The sequence below is a fragment of the Lentzea xinjiangensis genome (genome assembly GCF_900110955.1).
GTDB classification, from domain to species: Bacteria; Actinomycetota; Actinomycetes; order Mycobacteriales; family Pseudonocardiaceae; genus Lentzea; species Lentzea xinjiangensis.
Window position 1 is genome coordinate 151,803 of the sequence record NZ_FOFR01000010.1, and the last position, 14,626, is coordinate 166,428.

A 14,626-nucleotide genomic window follows, 5' to 3' on the forward strand; every position below is an offset into this window, starting at 1 on the left:
GGTGCGGAATGTGCGCCCGGCTCAGACCCCGGACCGACCACGAGCGCAGCATCGTGCGCGTGCTCGAATCCGACCGCAGATTCCTGACCGCCGCACAGGTCCGGGACCGGTTGACGGCGGCAGGCCGCCCCACCCGCCTGGCCACTGTGTACCAGTGCGCCAACCGGCTGGTCGCCGCCGGAGTCCTCGAGCGGTTGACCATCCGGTCGAGCGCGGCTGTCTACGGGCTCCGCCCGGCCTGCCGAAGCCGTCACCGCCTCATGTGTGCCGGGTGCGCGCTGGTCGTGAACGCGGACGACGGTGAAGTGGCCGAATGGGTCGCGAGAACAGCGGCTCTGCACGGCTTCACGGTCACCGACGATTCGGTGCTCTTGTCCGGGACCTGTGCGGCCTGCGCGGAACCTGGCCCGGAACAGTCGAACGTCGTCGAGTTGCCGGCAACGACCGGCGGTGGCACCGGTCGGAGCGCTCTGGACCTCACGGCTCGTATCGGCGAGGAGAGGACGGGATGAGCACACGTCGAGAAGACTCCAAGCCGAATCCGGCCGCCGGCTTCACGGCCGCCATCTGCGGCGCCTGCTCGGACGGGGAGCACGACCTCGAGCTCCTGCGTGAGGCGGTCCGCCGCAGCACGCACGGGATGTTGATGCGAATCGACTGTCCTCTTGGGACCATGTACTGCCACGGCAGGAAAGCGTCGGCGAGCGCAGGGCCGGTCATTCTGGTGCAGCCGTGCACCATCAGCCGTAGTCCCCTCGGGTCCGCTGTCATCGTCGGTCCGGTGCGGACCGCTGACGATCTCGCCGCTGTGGCGAGCTGGCTGGGAACCACTCCCATCGACGGGAGCGGGCTTCCGCCACGACTGCGAATGATCCAGCACTCGCGACAACAGTCCATTCGGAACTGACGTGTGGTCCTTCGCCGTCTCTTACTGCGGGTTCGGGCCGGCCGCGGCTGCTCGGGTCAGCTGGCGGATCTTGCGCCGGACGCGCCACAGAGCGACGAGGATCGCCGTGAGGAGCAGCAGGGCGCCCAGTGCGCTCCAGGGAATCGCCCAGATCGTGGTTCCGGCGGTGGCGGTCGTGACCGCGCCCGCGAGGTCCTGTCCTGCCGAAGCGACCGGTTCGGCTTCCCCGTGAACGGTGAGCGGGCCCAGCGGCCACACCCCGGTGAGAGTGCGGGTGAACGTGATGGCGCTGCCGGGGAGGAGCTCGGTCGCGGTGTCGCCGGTCCATCTCTTCCCGCCCAGCCCGAACAGGCCTTCCACGCGCACCGACGGGAGGACCGCGAGGCGGACGTTGCCGTCGTTGACGACGGTCCAGGTCACGTCGACCTCGCCGGGGGCCGCCGGGTTGGCTGTGCCCCGGTAGTGGGCGGCGGGCTGGTCGACGCGCAGGTCCGGGGTGACCGGGCCGGCGACGCGGACGTAGAGCCTGGCGCCGACGCGCCGTTCGACCTGGACCTGGGCGCTGGTGGTGAGGGCGGCGACCAGGCCGCCGACGTGGTCGCCGGGTTCGGCGTCTGGTGGCACGGTCATGCGGAACGGCACGACAGTGGTGGAGCGCGGCTTGAGAACGATCTTCGGCTGGGTGACGGAGATCCAGGTGCCCACGGACGGCGAGGGTTCGTCGCGGGCGAGCAGGTCGAAGCCACCGGTGGCGGTGTTGACGGCGTCAGCGGCGTAGAGGTCGACGGTCAGTTCACCCTCGCTCAGGTTGCGCACGGCGATGTGGTCGTCGTAGCGCATGCCGGGTTCGACGACGTAGTCGAACTGCGTGCGGCCGTTCGGCCCGCCGGCGTCGGCAGGGGCGACCGACCAGGTCAGCCTGCCGTCCTCCCGCGCGGGCTGAGCCGCTGCGGGCGTTGCGGAAACCAACGCGAGTGCGACGATCAGGATGGCGAGCGGTCTTCTCACGTGGTGCTCCGTGTGAACGGACGGGTGCGGGCGAGCCCGCACCCGTCCTGGTCCGATATCAGATCGCGGTCAGGATGAGCATCGCCTGGTAGGCGCCCGGCGCGGTCTCGACCGGAGCCTCCAGGGTCAGGCCGGCACCGAGCTGGGCGGTGCCACGGCCCGCGCCCGCCGAGGCGGCGGCGAGCTGCGACCACGTGGCCAGGCCGTTGCCGGTGGTGAAGCCGGAAGCGACCTGCGGCCCCGCGGTCACCGTCTGCCCGGCCGACGCGGAGAGCACGTTCGGCGTCCAGCCGAGGTACTTGCCGCCGAGCTGGCTGCCGTCGACCGTGGTGAACGCGCGCACCCGGCCGGACGCGGTCCAGCCGGGGTTGTCGGCGCGCGTGTCGGTCACCGTGATCGGCTTGAGCGCACCCGCCGCCGTGTACCGGTCGGCGGCCGGGTTGAGGGTCAGCGCGCCGAGGTCGACCTCGCGGTTCTCCGGGGCGACGCTGATGGCCAGCACGCCCTCCTCCGCGGACAGCGTGGTCGTGATGGTCGGGCCGTTGACCGGGTCGTTGCCGTGGTCGTCCACGACGATGACGGCCGGCTCGGACTCGGCGATCACCTTGTGGTCGTGGTTGTAGAGCACGGCCTTGACCTGCCGCCCGTTGTCGGCGGTGCGCACCACGAAGCCGTACTTCCCGCTGAACGCACCGGAGACGACGGACCATTCGATCGCGCCCGCCGCCTTGGTGAACCAGTGGTAGTGGTTCTCGTCGATGACGGGGTTCTGCACCGCGGTCAGCGCCGCGACGCCACCGGCGTGGTAGTGGGCCGACAGGCCGGTGATCGACAGCTTGGTCGTCGGCGTACCGGGCTCGGAGGGGAGCTCCTCACCGACGAAGAACGTGTAGGTCACCGGCGGGATCGTCACCGGGGTGCCGCCGGGTGGGGTCGCGGTGGCGCTGACGGTCAGCGCGTACTCGCCCCGCTCGGTGAAGCCCCAGTTGGCGTGCTCGTGCTCGGCGGCGCTGGTGAACGACTTCGGCCCGCCTTCCGCGGAGGCCAGGAACACGTTCGGCCCCTCCTCGCCGTTCTGCCACAGCGCGAACGCGCCGGGGCCCTGCAGCGAGTCCAGGGTGTAGGTCACCGACGTGCCGTCGGCCACGGCCGAGCTGTAGCCGAAGCCCGCGAACACCTGGCCGGGCTGGGAGTTCTGCGGCAGCACGTAGTAGGTCTCGCCCTGGCCCTTCCACCCCGGCAGGGTGGCGATCGAGGCGCTGACCGTGCGGGAGGCCACCGAAGGCTTGACGTGCACGGTCAACTCGCCGGGGGCGACGTTGCCGCTCCCGGTGTGCGCCGTGAGCACGTGGGCGGAGTTCTGGACGTCCACGTAGAACAGGTCGACGTGGCCGTCGGAGACGACCACCTCGTCCTGGGCCGAGGCGGTTCCGGCCAGGGGGCCTGCGATCAGCCCCAAGGCGGCGAGCGCCACGACGGCTGCCCGTGTCCTCGTTCTTGCCTTTGTTGCGGTCACTGCGTTCCTTGCCTTTCCTAGGGGACCGGAGAAGCGTTTTCAGCGCCGACGGCGGACGTCGGCGAGCGTGGCCAGGTTGGTGAGCAGGAAGCCGAGGGGGATCAACAGGACCGCGGCGACCACGAGGCCGGCGACGGCCGAGCCGTCGAGCCCGGTGGAGGCCAGGCCGGAAGGCAACGCGCACGCCTTGCCGTCGGCTGTGCGGCCCACCTGCTCCACGACTGGCGTACCCGTGCGTGCGGCCTTCGGGTCGCCCGGCCCGATGTGGAAGGCGAGCGTGCTCTTGGCATTGGCCGGACGGCCGTCGATGGAGCCACCGATGGAGAACGTCACCGAGTAGCTGCCGGGCTTGGTGAACGCCCACACCGCGTGCACGTGCACACCCGACTGTCCTACCGGGACGGTGGTGGCGCGGGGGAACCCGCCTACCGTGCCGAAGTAGCGGTCACCGACCCCGCCGAACGGGTCCTGTCCGTAAACGGCCAGTTCGCCAGGGCCGTCCACCTTGTCCAGGGTCAGCGTGATGCCGCTCTTCACGGAGGCGAGCACGGAGGGGTGCTGGGTGTTCCAGCCCAGCCACGGCACACCGGAGCGCTGCGTCAGCGGAATCGTCCACACCGGACCGGACCCCAGGAAGTCCAGGCCGGAGCCCGGCGGTGGGGTTGCCCGCGCGGCGTCGCCGAGGTGGAAGACGTAGCTCGCCGGGTCGCGGTAGGCCGGGGTGCCCCGGCGGTCGTCCTTGACCCGTGCGGAGAACGCGCCGCCCTCGACGACGGGTCCGAAGTCGAAGTGGCCGTCCGTGACGACCTCGACCTCGCCGGGCGGCACCGTGCTGGTCACCGGGGTGGGCACGCAGGCCTGCGTCGTCGCGGCCGCCGGTGGTGCGCCCTTCGGCGGCGCGGCCGTGGTGGTGCCAGGGGGAGTGGTCGCCGGAGCGGGCGGGGCGGTCGTGAGGACGGCCGCGCGGACGTCCAGGACCATCGGGCGCGCCGAGACCACGGTCGCCCCGCTCCCGTCGCGCACGTCGAAGCCGAGTTCGGCGCCGTGCAGGTCGAGACCGGCGGCCAGGGTCAGGACCGCGCCCGTTCCCCGCTCGGTGCCGGCTCCGGCCTTCCGCGTCCACCAGGTGACGGTGTGACCGGGGCGGTGCGGGGTGACGAGTGCGGTGGCCGTGATCGTTTCGCCCTGCGCGTAGGTGTCGCGGACTCCGGTCACCACCGCACCCGAGGGTGCCCCGGGGTTGGCCACGGGCGAGGACTGCGACCGTGCGAGGAGGTCGTCCGCCGCGGGGACGAATCGGGCGGTGAAGGCCAGCGCCTCGGCGTCTGCCGCCAGGGCAAGGCCCGCGGTGCCGTTGCTCAGCGGCTCGTGGGCGACGACCTCGTCCCGCGTCGAGGTGTGGCGCACGAACTCCACCCAGCCCCGGGGGACACCGCCGTCGATGCTCTGCGGCCCGCCGGTGACCGTGCTGCTCAACCTCAGGCCCGCCGGTGTTTCGGTGGCCGCCAGCGTCGTGGTCGTGGCCACCGCGTTGTGCGGTCCGACGACGACGGTGTACCGAGCGGGAGGTGAGATCAGACGCGCTCCTGAGACCGAGGTGGCGGATGCCTCGAACTCCAGCTCGTAGACGCCGGGTGCGGTGAACGCCCAGTTGGCGTGCGCGTGGGTGGGAACCGCGACGCGCGTCGTGCGCACGGCGGGGTCGTGGGAGCTGAAGACGCGCTCGGGGCCGTCGGTCCCGGAGACGTAGACCTCCATGCGACCCGGTCCGCGCGCCGCCCGCAGCGTGAGGTCGACAACGTTGTCCGCGAGCGCCCCGCGCGGCACCGACTCGGTGTTCCAGCCCGCCCACAGCACCTCCGGCTGAAAGGTCTGCGGGATCACGTGGATCGGCGTGCCGCCCGGCACGCCGAGAAAGCCGTAGGCGGGTGAGGAGGGCGCCGGCCGCTTGGCCGCGTCGGTGACGTTGAGCGTCGTGGCCGCCGGGTCGAACGGGCCGGCGTCGCCCTTGCCCTTGACGGTCAGAGCGCCGTTCTCCAGCAGGACGGTCGCCAGGTCGACGTGGCCACCGGCGATCACCTGCCGCTGCGGGGGAGCGGGCGCCGGGCCGGGCGCAGCCGCGGCAGCGGGAGCCGCGACCACGGCGACCACTGCCGCCACCACGGCGGCGGCCGCACCCCGTCGCTTCGGGTTCCGATCACCTGCGCGGATACGCATACCGCTCCCTCCGAGTGCCACGACCCGAACCTAAGTTAAATGATTGTCATTTTCAATAATGAGCCGAGACGGTCACGGTCGGGAAGGTCACAGCTCGTCGGCGGGGCTAGGTCGCGGTCTCGGCTCGGCGCCGCGGGGCGCGGGCGAGCAGGCCGTGCTTGGGTGCCAGGCCCCAGGCGGTGAGGAACACCGCGGTGAGGACGAGGACGATCGTGCCGCCGGTCGGGAAGTCCCACGACCACGACACGTACAGGCCGATCAGAGCGCAGGAGCCGCCGATCACAGGCGCGAGCACCATCATCACGGCGAGCCGGTCCGTCAGCAGGCGCGCGGTCGCCGCGGGTGTCACCAGGAGCGCGAGCACCAGGATGTTGCCGATGGTCTGCACCGAGATCACCACGGCGAGGGTGACCAGCACGTAGAGCACGATGTCGAGCCAGAACACCCGCAGGCCCGTGGCCCGTGCCATCTCCCTGTCGATGGTGACCGCGACGAACTCCTTGTGCAGCAGGAACACCGCGCCCAGCACGACGATGCCGGTGACCGCGACCGTGTACAGGTCCTCGTCCGGGATGCCGGTGATGGAGCCGAACAGGAACTGCTGCAGCGACCCGGCGTAGCCCGGCGCCTTGGAGATCACCACGATGCCCAGTGCGAACGCGGCCACGAAGAAGATCCCGATCACCGAGTCCTCGCGCAGCCGCCGGTTCTGGGAGAACACGGCGACGAGCACGGCGGTCGCCACTCCGGCGAGGGTGCCGCCGAGGATCAGGTTGCCCGACACCGCGAACGCGATGGCCAGTCCGGGGAACACCGCATGCGCGACCGCGTCGCCGATGAACGCCATTCCCCGCAGGACGACGTAGCAGCCCACGACACCGCAGACGATCGAGGACATGACCGCGACCAGGAGCGCCTTGGGCAGGAACGCGAGGTCCGGGTTGACCAGGTCGCGGAGGAAGTCGACGGGGGACATTCAGACCGCCTTGAGGATCTTGAGCAGCGGGCTGCCCTCGCTGACGCCGAAGGTGTCCATCCACGGTTTCTCGTCACGCAGCTGATCCGGCGGGCCCGCGGCGACGACCGTGCGGTTGAGCAGGACGAGCCGGTCGCAGGTGTAGAGCGCCCCCGGCAGGTCGTGGGTGGTGGTCAGCACGGCGTGGGAGTCCCTGGCCAGTGACAGCAACAGGTCCGAGAGCAGTTCCTGCGTCGGCATGTCCAGGCCGGTGAAGGGTTCGTCGAGCAACAGCGCCGACGGCTGGAGGGCCAGTGCCCTGGCCAGCAGGACGCGCTGGCGCTGCCCGCCGGACAGCTCGCCGACCGGGCGGGTCCGCAGGTCGGCCATGCGCACCCGGTCGAGGGCCTCGACCACCGCGCGCCAGTCCGCCGCACGTGGCCTGCGGAGCAGGCCGAGCCTCCCGGTGCGGCCGGTCATCACCACGCCCTCCACCGAGAGCGGGAAGTCCCAGGCGAACTCGTGCCGTTGCGGCACGTAGCCGAGGCCGGTGCCCGCGCGGCGCACCGGCTCCCCGTCCACCTCCACCTGACCAGCCTTCGGTTTCAGAAGACCCATCAGGCTGCGCAGCAGCGTGGTCTTGCCCGCGCCGTTCGGTCCGACGAGCCCGACCAGTTCACCCCGGTCGACGGTGAGGCCGACGTCGGTGAGCACCCGCCGTCCGCCCAGGTCCACGGCCAGTCCGCTCACCCGCAGCGCGTTCACCCGGACGTCCCCTGCCGCTTCGCCGCACGGCCGCGCACGATCACCACGACGACGAGCACCCCCAGCACGGCGACGGCCGCGATCAGCGCGATGACACCCCAGGGCGGTCCCGAACCACTGTCATCCCCGGAACTGTCCTCTTCGGACGCCGTCGTGGAAGGTGCTGCGCTCGCCGGTGTTCGCGGCGCGGCAGCCAGGGCCGCTTTGGTGTCGGTCGCGTCACCGACGGCGAAGCGCAGCGTCGCGGTGTTGCGCGTCTCCTTGCCGTCCACCAGCTTGGCGTGCGCCTCCACCTGGACGAAGTAGACGCCGGGAGTGGTGAAGACCCAGTTGGCGTGCGTGTGCGTGTTGGTGTCGACCCAGATGTCCTGGCGTTCGGCCTTGGTGGAGTCCCAGAGCACGTCGGCGGCGCCGAAGTTGCCGGCCTGCAGGTAGACGAACAGCTCGCCCGGGCCGTCGACACCGGTGAGGGTCAAGGTGACTCCGCGGTCGACGGTCTCCATCACCTCGGGGTCCTGGGTGTTCCAGCCCACCCAGGTCACCTCGGTGTTCTGCACCTGCGGCAGCACGTGCACCTTCGCGCCGGGCTTGCCGATGAAGGCGTACGCGGGGTTGTCCGGCACCGTGAGCAACGCCTTGTCCGACACCTGGAACACCGTGCGGTCCAGGTCCCGCCAGGCGGACTGCTCGCCGGTGTCGTCGTGCACCATCAGCTTCCACGCGCCGTTGACGTACCGAGGGCCGATGTCGACGTGGCCGCGTGCCAGCACGGCCTCGTCCACGGCGGTCCGCTGGTCGGGGGCGATGGTCTGGTCCGGCCCGTCGCTGGGTGGCTGCGCCAGGGCCGCGGCTGGCGCCAGCAGCGCCGCCACCACCAGCAGGGCGCTCGGCAGGGACCGTCTCATGTGCTCCTCTTTCATCAGCGCAGGCAGTCGCGCAGCGAGTCGGCGTTGAACCGCATCATCCGGACGTAGGTGGTGACCTCGCCGTCGAAGGTGTCGCCGTAGATCGGGCAGACCCGGATTCCTTGCTCCTCCGCGACCTGGGTGAGCGTCGACGAGCGGGCGGCCAGGTTGGGTTCGAGGAACACCGCGGGTACCGCGAGGTTGCGGATCGTCTCGGTGAGCTTGCGGCGATCGGCCAGGGACGGCTCGGTGGCGGGATTGGGGGTGACGAACCCGGCAATGCTCATGCCGTACGCCTGGGCGAGATAGCCGAACGCGTCGTGGGTGGTGATCAGATGACGGCGTGCCGCCGGAATCTCGTCGATCCGCGCGCGCACGTACCGGTCGAGCGCGTCGAGCTCGGCGAGATAGGCCTCGGTGTTGCGCCGGTACTCCCGCGCGCCCTCGGGATCCTCCGCGATCAGCGTGTCGCGGATGACCTGGGTGTAGGCCATGGCGTTGCGCACGTTCTGCCACAGGTGCGGATCGATCTCGCCGTGCACGTGCTTGCCGAGCACGGCTTGGGCGAGCTGGTAGACCCGCTCACCGGGACGGCCGAGGAACCCGAACCCGGCGGGGATCTCGCTCAGCGCCTTGCTCGGCACCACGACGACGGCGTCCGTGCCGGGCACGACCTGCTGCGCCTTCTCGCCGCCGCCCTGAGGGTCGTAGAGCGCGTAGACCTGCTCGCGGTCCACGTCGACGGTGAGGTCGGCGTGGCCGCGATCCACCTGCACGGGCCGGTCCGGCGGCTGCACGCCGACGGCGATGGTGAACTTCGACTCGCCGAGCGGCACCGGGCGCGACCGCTGGTCCACCCGCAGCCGCGCGGACAGTGTGACCTCGTAGAGGCCGGGTTTTGTGAACGCCCACGACATGTGCGTGTGCGCGTCGGCGGGCAGGACCGCGGTGTCGTCGCCGTACCCGTCGCCGGGGTTGAAGCCGTCGCTGGAGTCGAAGTAGACGTCGGCGTCACCGAACGACCCGGTGAGATAGCCGTAGACGTTCCCGGGACCGCTGGCGGCGGTCATGCTCACCAGGACCTCCGACGCGCGGTTCGCGCCGTGCGCCTTCCCGTCGCCCCTGGCCCGCAGCCCGAGCCACACGGTGTCGAGCGTGACGTCCTCGACCAGCGGGATGACCTCGGCGGCGTACTTGACGGCCTCCTCGGCCAACGAGACGTTCGCCGCCTCCGGCCGGAGGTTGGCATCCAGGGCTCTGATGACGGAGTGCTCCTCCAGCATCACGTAGTTGCTGAACGCCACGTCCGCGTACACCACGTTCCGCACGTCACGCAGGCTCGGTTCGTAGGAGTGCGGGTCGGCTCCATCGGGCACCAGTGAGGTGACGTTGACCCTCGACCCGCCGACGTTGCGCACGAGGTCCCGCAACAGACCGGTCGTGGCGACCACCTGCAACCGGCCGTCGCGGTCGCTCAGCGAGACAGGAGCGGTGCAGCCCGCGGTTCCCGCGATGACGATCAACCCGACCAGCAGGCGTCGGCGCAAGCCAGGGAGCACGTCGTCACGCCAATCTGTACCCGAAGTAGTTAATAACGATAACCATAATCATCAAGCTTGCTCGGAAGCCAGCCCTCGGCGGTTGTCGTGGTCCACACCACTCGGGTGCGGCACTCGGGAGTCGTTGCGCGGGGATGTGGTGGCTGGGCGGTCCCAGCCTCCACGTGGATCACGGCTGGACGGTGAAGACGTAGGTGCCGGCCGCTTCGAACGCCCAGTTGGCGTGGGCATGGGTGCGCACGGGGAGCATGCGGGAGGCGGGCGGCCGTTGCCGCTGTCGAACCACGCGGTCGGCGTACCGAAGGACCCCGTCGGGTAGACGCTGAAGGGGCTCGACGGCACCCGTGGCGCGGCTCGTCGGCACGGCGTTCAGCGTGAGGCGCTGCCGGTCCGGCCGACGTCGATCACGTCGGCGTGGCCGGAGGAGAGGGCCACCGCGGCGTGCGCGGTGCCTGTCGTGATCAGGACGAGCCCGGCGGCGGCGAGGCGGCGGTTCATCGGTTCGGCTTATCTGCTGACCACCGGTGGAGTCGCGGTCCTCGTTCGCGAGGACGCCCGCGCGCTCGGCGCGGCGGTCACGGACGCGGATGGCGGTGGCCAGGTCGTCGTAGACGCGGCGGAGGCGGTCGGGCTGGAGCCAGTGCAAGGCGGTGGTCGACACCGCCGCGTCCCATCCGCGGCCCGCGCCCACGCGTTCGGTACAGCCGGGCTCGGTGAGAAGCCAGTACTGGATGCTGATCTGCGTTTCCCGTCGTGCGACTTCGCGCTTCCTGGTCACGTCGTGTCGACACACAGCAGCCGGAACAGCTATGTGCTGCAAGCAAAACTCGATGACTCACGCACACGCGTCCGGCTCCCGCAGCGGTCGGTGAACGAATCGTCCGGTGCCGCGAAGTGGCGGCCCAGCGTGTCGAAGTCGCCGTCCTCGAGCCGGTGCGCCGGGCCCGGGCGTGCGCCTGCTGACCGCGCGGCAACTCCGGTCCTCGCTGCTTGATGGGCGGCTACTTGATCATGGCGAGGGCTCGCAGTGTCTCGTAGGAGCGTTGGATGAAGTTGCCACGCCGGGTGGCGCCGGCGTTGGTCAAGGCCACCAGCGCGGTGCGGGATTGAGGGCTGAATCCCACGAAGGTGGTGAACCCGCTGGTTCCGCCTGAGTGGAACAGCAGGTCGTGTTTCGGCCTTGCGCGGCGGAACCACAGGAGGCACAGGTCGTCGGCGTCTGCCAAGGGGATGCGAGGGCGGATGACGTCGGTCAGCGCAGAGGCCAGGGGTGTGGTGTCGGGAGCGAGGTGGGCGGCCAGGTAGGTCAGCATGTCGTGGGCGGTGGAGCGGAGTACTCCGGCTGCCGACAGGCCGGGGATGTGCCACGGTGGCAGTGCTCGGCCGTGCCGGTGGCCGACGGCTTGGGGCGTCGGGATGCCGCTGGTGGCGGTCAAGCCCAAGGGGCGCAGGACGCGTTGTTCGAGCAACTGCTCGAACGGGAGGCCGGCCGCTTCCGCGAGCAGCCAACCGAGCAGCCCTACGCCGAAGTTGGAGTAGTGGCATCGGGAACCCGGCGCCGAACGCAGCCGTACACGGGTCAGCGCGGCTCTGACCTCGGCCGGCCCGAGAGCCTGGTAGGGGTTGGAGAACCAGGTCGGCAGGATCCTGGGCATCGCCGTCAGTGGTACCTGCGGCAGGCCGGAGGTGTGAGTGGCGAGGTGCCCCAACGTGATCGGGGCCGGACGTCGCAGTCGCCATCCCGGCGGGAGGTGGTCGTCGACGGGGTCCTCGTAGCGAACTTCCCCCCGTCGCACCATGTCGGCCAGCAGCAACGCGGTGAAGGTCTTGGTGACCGACCCGATTTCGAACCGGGTTTCCGGTGTGATCGGTTGTGTTCGGTCCTTCGCGGTGAAGCCGGTTCCATGACAAGCTTTCCGGTCACCATGCATGACAGCCACCGCCGTACCGGTCGCATCGGGTGGCTCTCGGAGCAACCTCCGGATCAGCTCGCCGGAGACGACAGAGCCGACCGCGGTCATCGGCCGGCGCCCAGCAGTCGGGACACGGCCAACGTGCCGGCGACCACCGCGACGACAGTGGGGTGGCAGTGGTCCCAGAAGCGCTGGACGCGGTCGGTCTCCACGGGTTCGGCGTCGCGTGGCAGCAGGCCGTCGCTGTGCTGGACGGAGGCGAATCGCGTCCACATGTCGAGGTCGAATCGCGGTTCGGGCAGGCAGGCGTCCACGATCAGCAACTCGGCGACGAGGTCCCAGTCCCCTACCTCGGACCACACGTCCGTCCACACCGGCAGCCAGGTGCCGAGGTAGCCGGCGACGTCGGCCGGCAGGTCGTGGGGCCTGGCGCCCCAGTCGGTCACGTGGAAAACGGTGTGGGTCATGCTGTAAGCGGTGTCCCAGTCGATGGCCCAGGGGGGCGGTGTCGCGCCCAGCCAGGTCGCCCGCAGCAGCGATTCCCAGTCGTCATCGGTGGGTATGCCGCACATCCGGTAGGAGTTGGCCACCGCGAGCCGGCGGTTGGGGTAGACCTCGGGCAGTGAGCCGACCGCGGCGTTGTGGGTGACCAGCCGCTCGAGTTCCTCGTGGCGGTGGCCACCGTGGACGAAGTGGCAGTAGACCTCGATGGGATCGGTGAGCAGGCAGTTGCGCACCTGGCGTTCGTAGAGCAGGTTCCCCTCGCGCAACTGCCGCCAGGTGAAGTCGATCAGTTCGCGCGCGGCGCGCAGTTGCGCGGTGCCGCCGACCCCTTCCCGCAGCACCAGGGCCGCGGCCATTCCGATCTCGGCGACGGGCTTGTAGACGGTGTCGGGGTCTTCCGGCTCGACCGGGATGTCGGCCGGGAACACCTCGGCGTCCTGGTGGTCGTGCAGGTACGTCAGGCCCCGGTGAGCGACGTTGTGGGCGATCGAGGTAAGCGATGTCGTCATGCCGGTTCCATTCCGAGCAGTCGGCCGGCGATGGCCAGGTCGAGCGACAGCCGCGATCCGGTGCCGCCGTACAACCGGATGCGCTCGACGAGCAGGCCCGGATCCAGCAGTTGCCTCACGCCGCTGCTGCTCAACAACGCGATCCACCGGATCAGCCGTGCCGCGGTGACGAAGTCGCGACGCAGCATCGCCTGGGTTGCTCCTTGCGCGAGTGGACGTGCCCCGTCGAACATCGCCGCCGCGATCGGACCGCCGAGGCCTGGTAGCGCCAGCGGCGAGAGCTGCGCCGCGGTCGCCGACCACTCCTGCCAGCTCTTCCCGGGGCCGAGCAACGCCGTTGCCGTCTGCGGCACCGCCGTCGGGACAACGTCCGGTCCCGCGGGCGCCGGTTGGCCGGTGCGGGCCAGCAAGTGGCTCGTCGCCCAGTCCCGCCACGCCACGACCTGCTGTCGCGGGGTGGCGGCCTGCCCGGCAGGGGGGAAGACGGCGAAGGAGTGGGCGATGACCGCCGCGTCGTCGGGGTGCACGGGGCGGCCCAGCAGCAGGTGCGGAGCGAAGACGTCCGCTCCGATCAGCCGGACCGCCCCGAGCGCGGTCTTCGCGTCGGCACCGGTGTTCACGTAGTCGGCGAGCCCGATGTCCTGGGTGCCGTCCACGGCGTCGAGGACGCGGTCTGCGACCTCGGCCGCCGCGTCCGTCAGCGCCACTTGCAGTCGTTCACCGTTCACCGGTACCAACAGCCCTTCCACTCGGCTCCGCGGCTCGCCCCGCGGTCCGGGGCTGAAGCCCTGCTAGTGCTTGGGCTCCTTGGGCAGCGGGGGTGAGAGCTTGAGCTTGAGCAGCGCCAGCGCCTGGGGGATCTCGACGTAGCGCGGCGCGTCACTGACACCGGCTTCGGGCTCCACCATCAGCGCCTCCAACGCGCTCTGCTCCTCGGCGGCGGCCACCGCGGGAAGGAACGTGTGCTGAACAGACATCACAGCCTCCTTGATTCACCTGATATCGACGTGGAACGGACAGGTCAACGCGACCCGATCACCCGGATCGTCCGGTCAGACCGGAAGGAACAAGACGCTGCCGATGCTCAAGTTGTCGTTCATGTAGCCGTCCGGGACGGTCACGGAGTTCGGAGAGGTGCAATTCGCGTCGTCGTAGATGACGGCCGTGTACCCCGTCTCGTTCTTGAACGACCTTCGCGGTCCGTTGAGGTCGTAGCAGGTCCGCGGACCCCCCAGCAGGAAATTGAGCACCGGGGTGGGGTCGGGGCTCGTCACGTTGTGGACGCTTCCCTCGAAGAAGGGCTGCTCCCACGCGCAGAACGTCGGGGTGGTGGAACAACCCTGAGCGGCCACGGCCGACGGGGTCGCCACGGTCAGGGACAACAGGACCGATGCTGCCGCAGCGGCGGCGACGGCCCGCGGACTTCCCAGCAAACGCATTTGTTCTCCTTGTTCGAAAAGATGCAGCGCTCGTCCGGTGAAGGCAGCGAACGGCATTGAAGTGTTGCCCGACGGCTTCCCGTGAGGGCTGTCGTGGCATTTACCGGTCCTGGTCCTTCAATCTGTAGACGTCCGAGTGCCGACAAACACTCAAACGTTCACCCGATCGGCCCAATGAAACGACTGGCGTCATCGCAGAACGACTTTTGCGTGATTCGTTGCCGTGTCCATGGCCCATCGAGCAGACGGCGGGTCCGAGTTGCCACTCCTGCCGACCTGTGCGGTGCCCGCCCCTGCTCGGAGCGGCATATGAGACCCGTTGCTGCTGCCGATCGAGTGTGGATGCGCTGATCCAGCGGTGATCGCCGTGAGGACGCAGCGGCTCACGCGCTGTGCACGTGTGTGTGCCGCCTGGCATCGATGACCGAC

15 protein-coding genes are annotated in these 14,626 nt (G+C 70.2%); 1 reads left to right on the forward strand and 14 read right to left on the reverse strand.

From position 1 onward, the window contains the following. Positions 1-8 precede the first annotated feature (8 nt). Positions 9-512, forward strand: a complete 504-nt coding sequence (locus tag BMW88_RS22105) for a Fur family transcriptional regulator (protein WP_089953478.1) — start codon at positions 9-11, stop codon at positions 510-512. Between the two features lie 416 nt (positions 513-928). On the opposite strand, the gene BMW88_RS22115 is transcribed toward BMW88_RS22105, so the two are convergent. The 14 genes from BMW88_RS22115 to BMW88_RS22170 form a co-directional block, all read right to left on the reverse strand. Next, entirely contained in the window at positions 929-1,915 is a 987-nt protein-coding gene (locus tag BMW88_RS22115) for a WxL protein peptidoglycan domain-containing protein (RefSeq protein ID WP_089953479.1), read from the reverse strand. Positions 1,916-1,973: 58 nt separating this feature from the next. Continuing rightward, complete coding sequence (locus BMW88_RS22120) at positions 1,974-3,389, reverse strand: choice-of-anchor M domain-containing protein (protein WP_177221228.1); 1,416 nt, start codon at positions 3,387-3,389, stop codon at positions 1,974-1,976. An 81-nt stretch (positions 3,390-3,470) separates the two neighbouring features. After that, a complete protein-coding gene (locus tag BMW88_RS22125) occupies positions 3,471-5,648 on the reverse strand; it encodes a choice-of-anchor M domain-containing protein (protein ID WP_089953483.1) in 2,178 nt (725 codons plus the stop codon). A 106-nt stretch (positions 5,649-5,754) separates the two neighbouring features. Continuing rightward, a complete protein-coding gene (locus BMW88_RS22130; RefSeq protein WP_089953484.1) occupies positions 5,755-6,624 on the reverse strand; it encodes an anchored repeat-type ABC transporter permease subunit in 870 nt (289 codons plus the stop codon). Continuing rightward, on the reverse strand, positions 6,625-7,368 hold the full coding sequence (locus BMW88_RS22135; protein WP_089953486.1) for an anchored repeat-type ABC transporter ATP-binding subunit: 744 nt from the start codon (positions 7,366-7,368) through the stop codon (positions 6,625-6,627). Continuing rightward, complete coding sequence (locus tag BMW88_RS22140) at positions 7,365-8,273, reverse strand: choice-of-anchor M domain-containing protein (protein WP_143116187.1); 909 nt, start codon at positions 8,271-8,273, stop codon at positions 7,365-7,367. Before BMW88_RS22140 ends, BMW88_RS22135 begins: the two co-directional genes overlap by 4 nt. Positions 8,274-8,287: 14 nt before the next feature. Next, positions 8,288-9,820 (reverse strand): anchored repeat ABC transporter, substrate-binding protein, encoded by a 1,533-nt coding sequence (locus tag BMW88_RS22145; RefSeq protein WP_245777969.1) that lies wholly within the window; start codon positions 9,818-9,820, stop codon positions 8,288-8,290. 181 nt (positions 9,821-10,001) lie between these two features. Next, positions 10,002-10,118, reverse strand: a complete 117-nt coding sequence (locus BMW88_RS42860) for a TIGR03769 domain-containing protein (RefSeq protein ID WP_218148165.1) — start codon at positions 10,116-10,118, stop codon at positions 10,002-10,004. Positions 10,119-10,201: 83 nt separating this feature from the next. Then, on the reverse strand, positions 10,202-10,330 hold the full coding sequence (locus tag BMW88_RS44035; RefSeq protein ID WP_281249432.1) for a hypothetical protein: 129 nt from the start codon (positions 10,328-10,330) through the stop codon (positions 10,202-10,204). 503 nt (positions 10,331-10,833) lie between these two features. Beyond that, complete coding sequence (locus BMW88_RS22150; RefSeq protein ID WP_089953490.1) at positions 10,834-11,853, reverse strand: serine hydrolase domain-containing protein; 1,020 nt, start codon at positions 11,851-11,853, stop codon at positions 10,834-10,836. Further along, a complete protein-coding gene (locus tag BMW88_RS22155; protein WP_089953492.1) occupies positions 11,850-12,758 on the reverse strand; it encodes a DUF6895 family protein in 909 nt (302 codons plus the stop codon). Before BMW88_RS22155 ends, BMW88_RS22150 begins: the two co-directional genes overlap by 4 nt. Beyond that, positions 12,755-13,465 carry a hypothetical protein gene (locus BMW88_RS22160; protein ID WP_143116188.1) on the reverse strand — a complete coding sequence of 237 codons (711 nt, stop codon included), beginning with the start codon at positions 13,463-13,465 and terminating at the stop codon, positions 12,755-12,757. The genes BMW88_RS22155 and BMW88_RS22160 overlap by 4 nt, the downstream gene beginning before the upstream one ends. 84 nt (positions 13,466-13,549) lie before the next feature. Further along, a complete protein-coding gene (locus tag BMW88_RS22165) occupies positions 13,550-13,735 on the reverse strand; it encodes a hypothetical protein (RefSeq protein WP_089953495.1) in 186 nt (61 codons plus the stop codon). A 75-nt stretch (positions 13,736-13,810) separates the two neighbouring features. Then, complete coding sequence (locus tag BMW88_RS22170; RefSeq protein WP_177221229.1) at positions 13,811-14,197, reverse strand: peptidase inhibitor family I36 protein; 387 nt, start codon at positions 14,195-14,197, stop codon at positions 13,811-13,813. Positions 14,198-14,626 lie beyond the last annotated feature (429 nt).

Excerpts from the sequence above, each read along its gene's own strand:
- BMW88_RS22130 (WP_089953484.1), bottom strand. The coding sequence starts at position 6,624 with ATGTCCCCCGTCGACTTCCTCCGCGACCTGGTCAACCCGGACCTCGCG.
- BMW88_RS22105 (WP_089953478.1), top strand. The coding sequence starts at position 9 with ATGTGCGCCCGGCTCAGACCCCGGACCGACCACGAGCGCAGCATCGTG.
- BMW88_RS44035 (WP_281249432.1), bottom strand. The coding sequence starts at position 10,330 with ATGAACCGCCGCCTCGCCGCCGCCGGGCTCGTCCTGATCACGACAGGC.
- BMW88_RS22140 (WP_143116187.1), bottom strand. The coding sequence starts at position 8,273 with ATGAGACGGTCCCTGCCGAGCGCCCTGCTGGTGGTGGCGGCGCTGCTG.
- BMW88_RS22170 (WP_177221229.1), bottom strand. The coding sequence starts at position 14,197 with ATGCGTTTGCTGGGAAGTCCGCGGGCCGTCGCCGCCGCTGCGGCAGCA.
- BMW88_RS22155 (WP_089953492.1), bottom strand. The coding sequence starts at position 12,758 with ATGACGACATCGCTTACCTCGATCGCCCACAACGTCGCTCACCGGGGC.
- BMW88_RS22165 (WP_089953495.1), bottom strand. The coding sequence starts at position 13,735 with ATGTCTGTTCAGCACACGTTCCTTCCCGCGGTGGCCGCCGCCGAGGAG.
- BMW88_RS22150 (WP_089953490.1), bottom strand. The coding sequence starts at position 11,853 with ATGACCGCGGTCGGCTCTGTCGTCTCCGGCGAGCTGATCCGGAGGTTG.
- BMW88_RS22125 (WP_089953483.1), bottom strand. The coding sequence starts at position 5,648 with ATGCGTATCCGCGCAGGTGATCGGAACCCGAAGCGACGGGGTGCGGCC.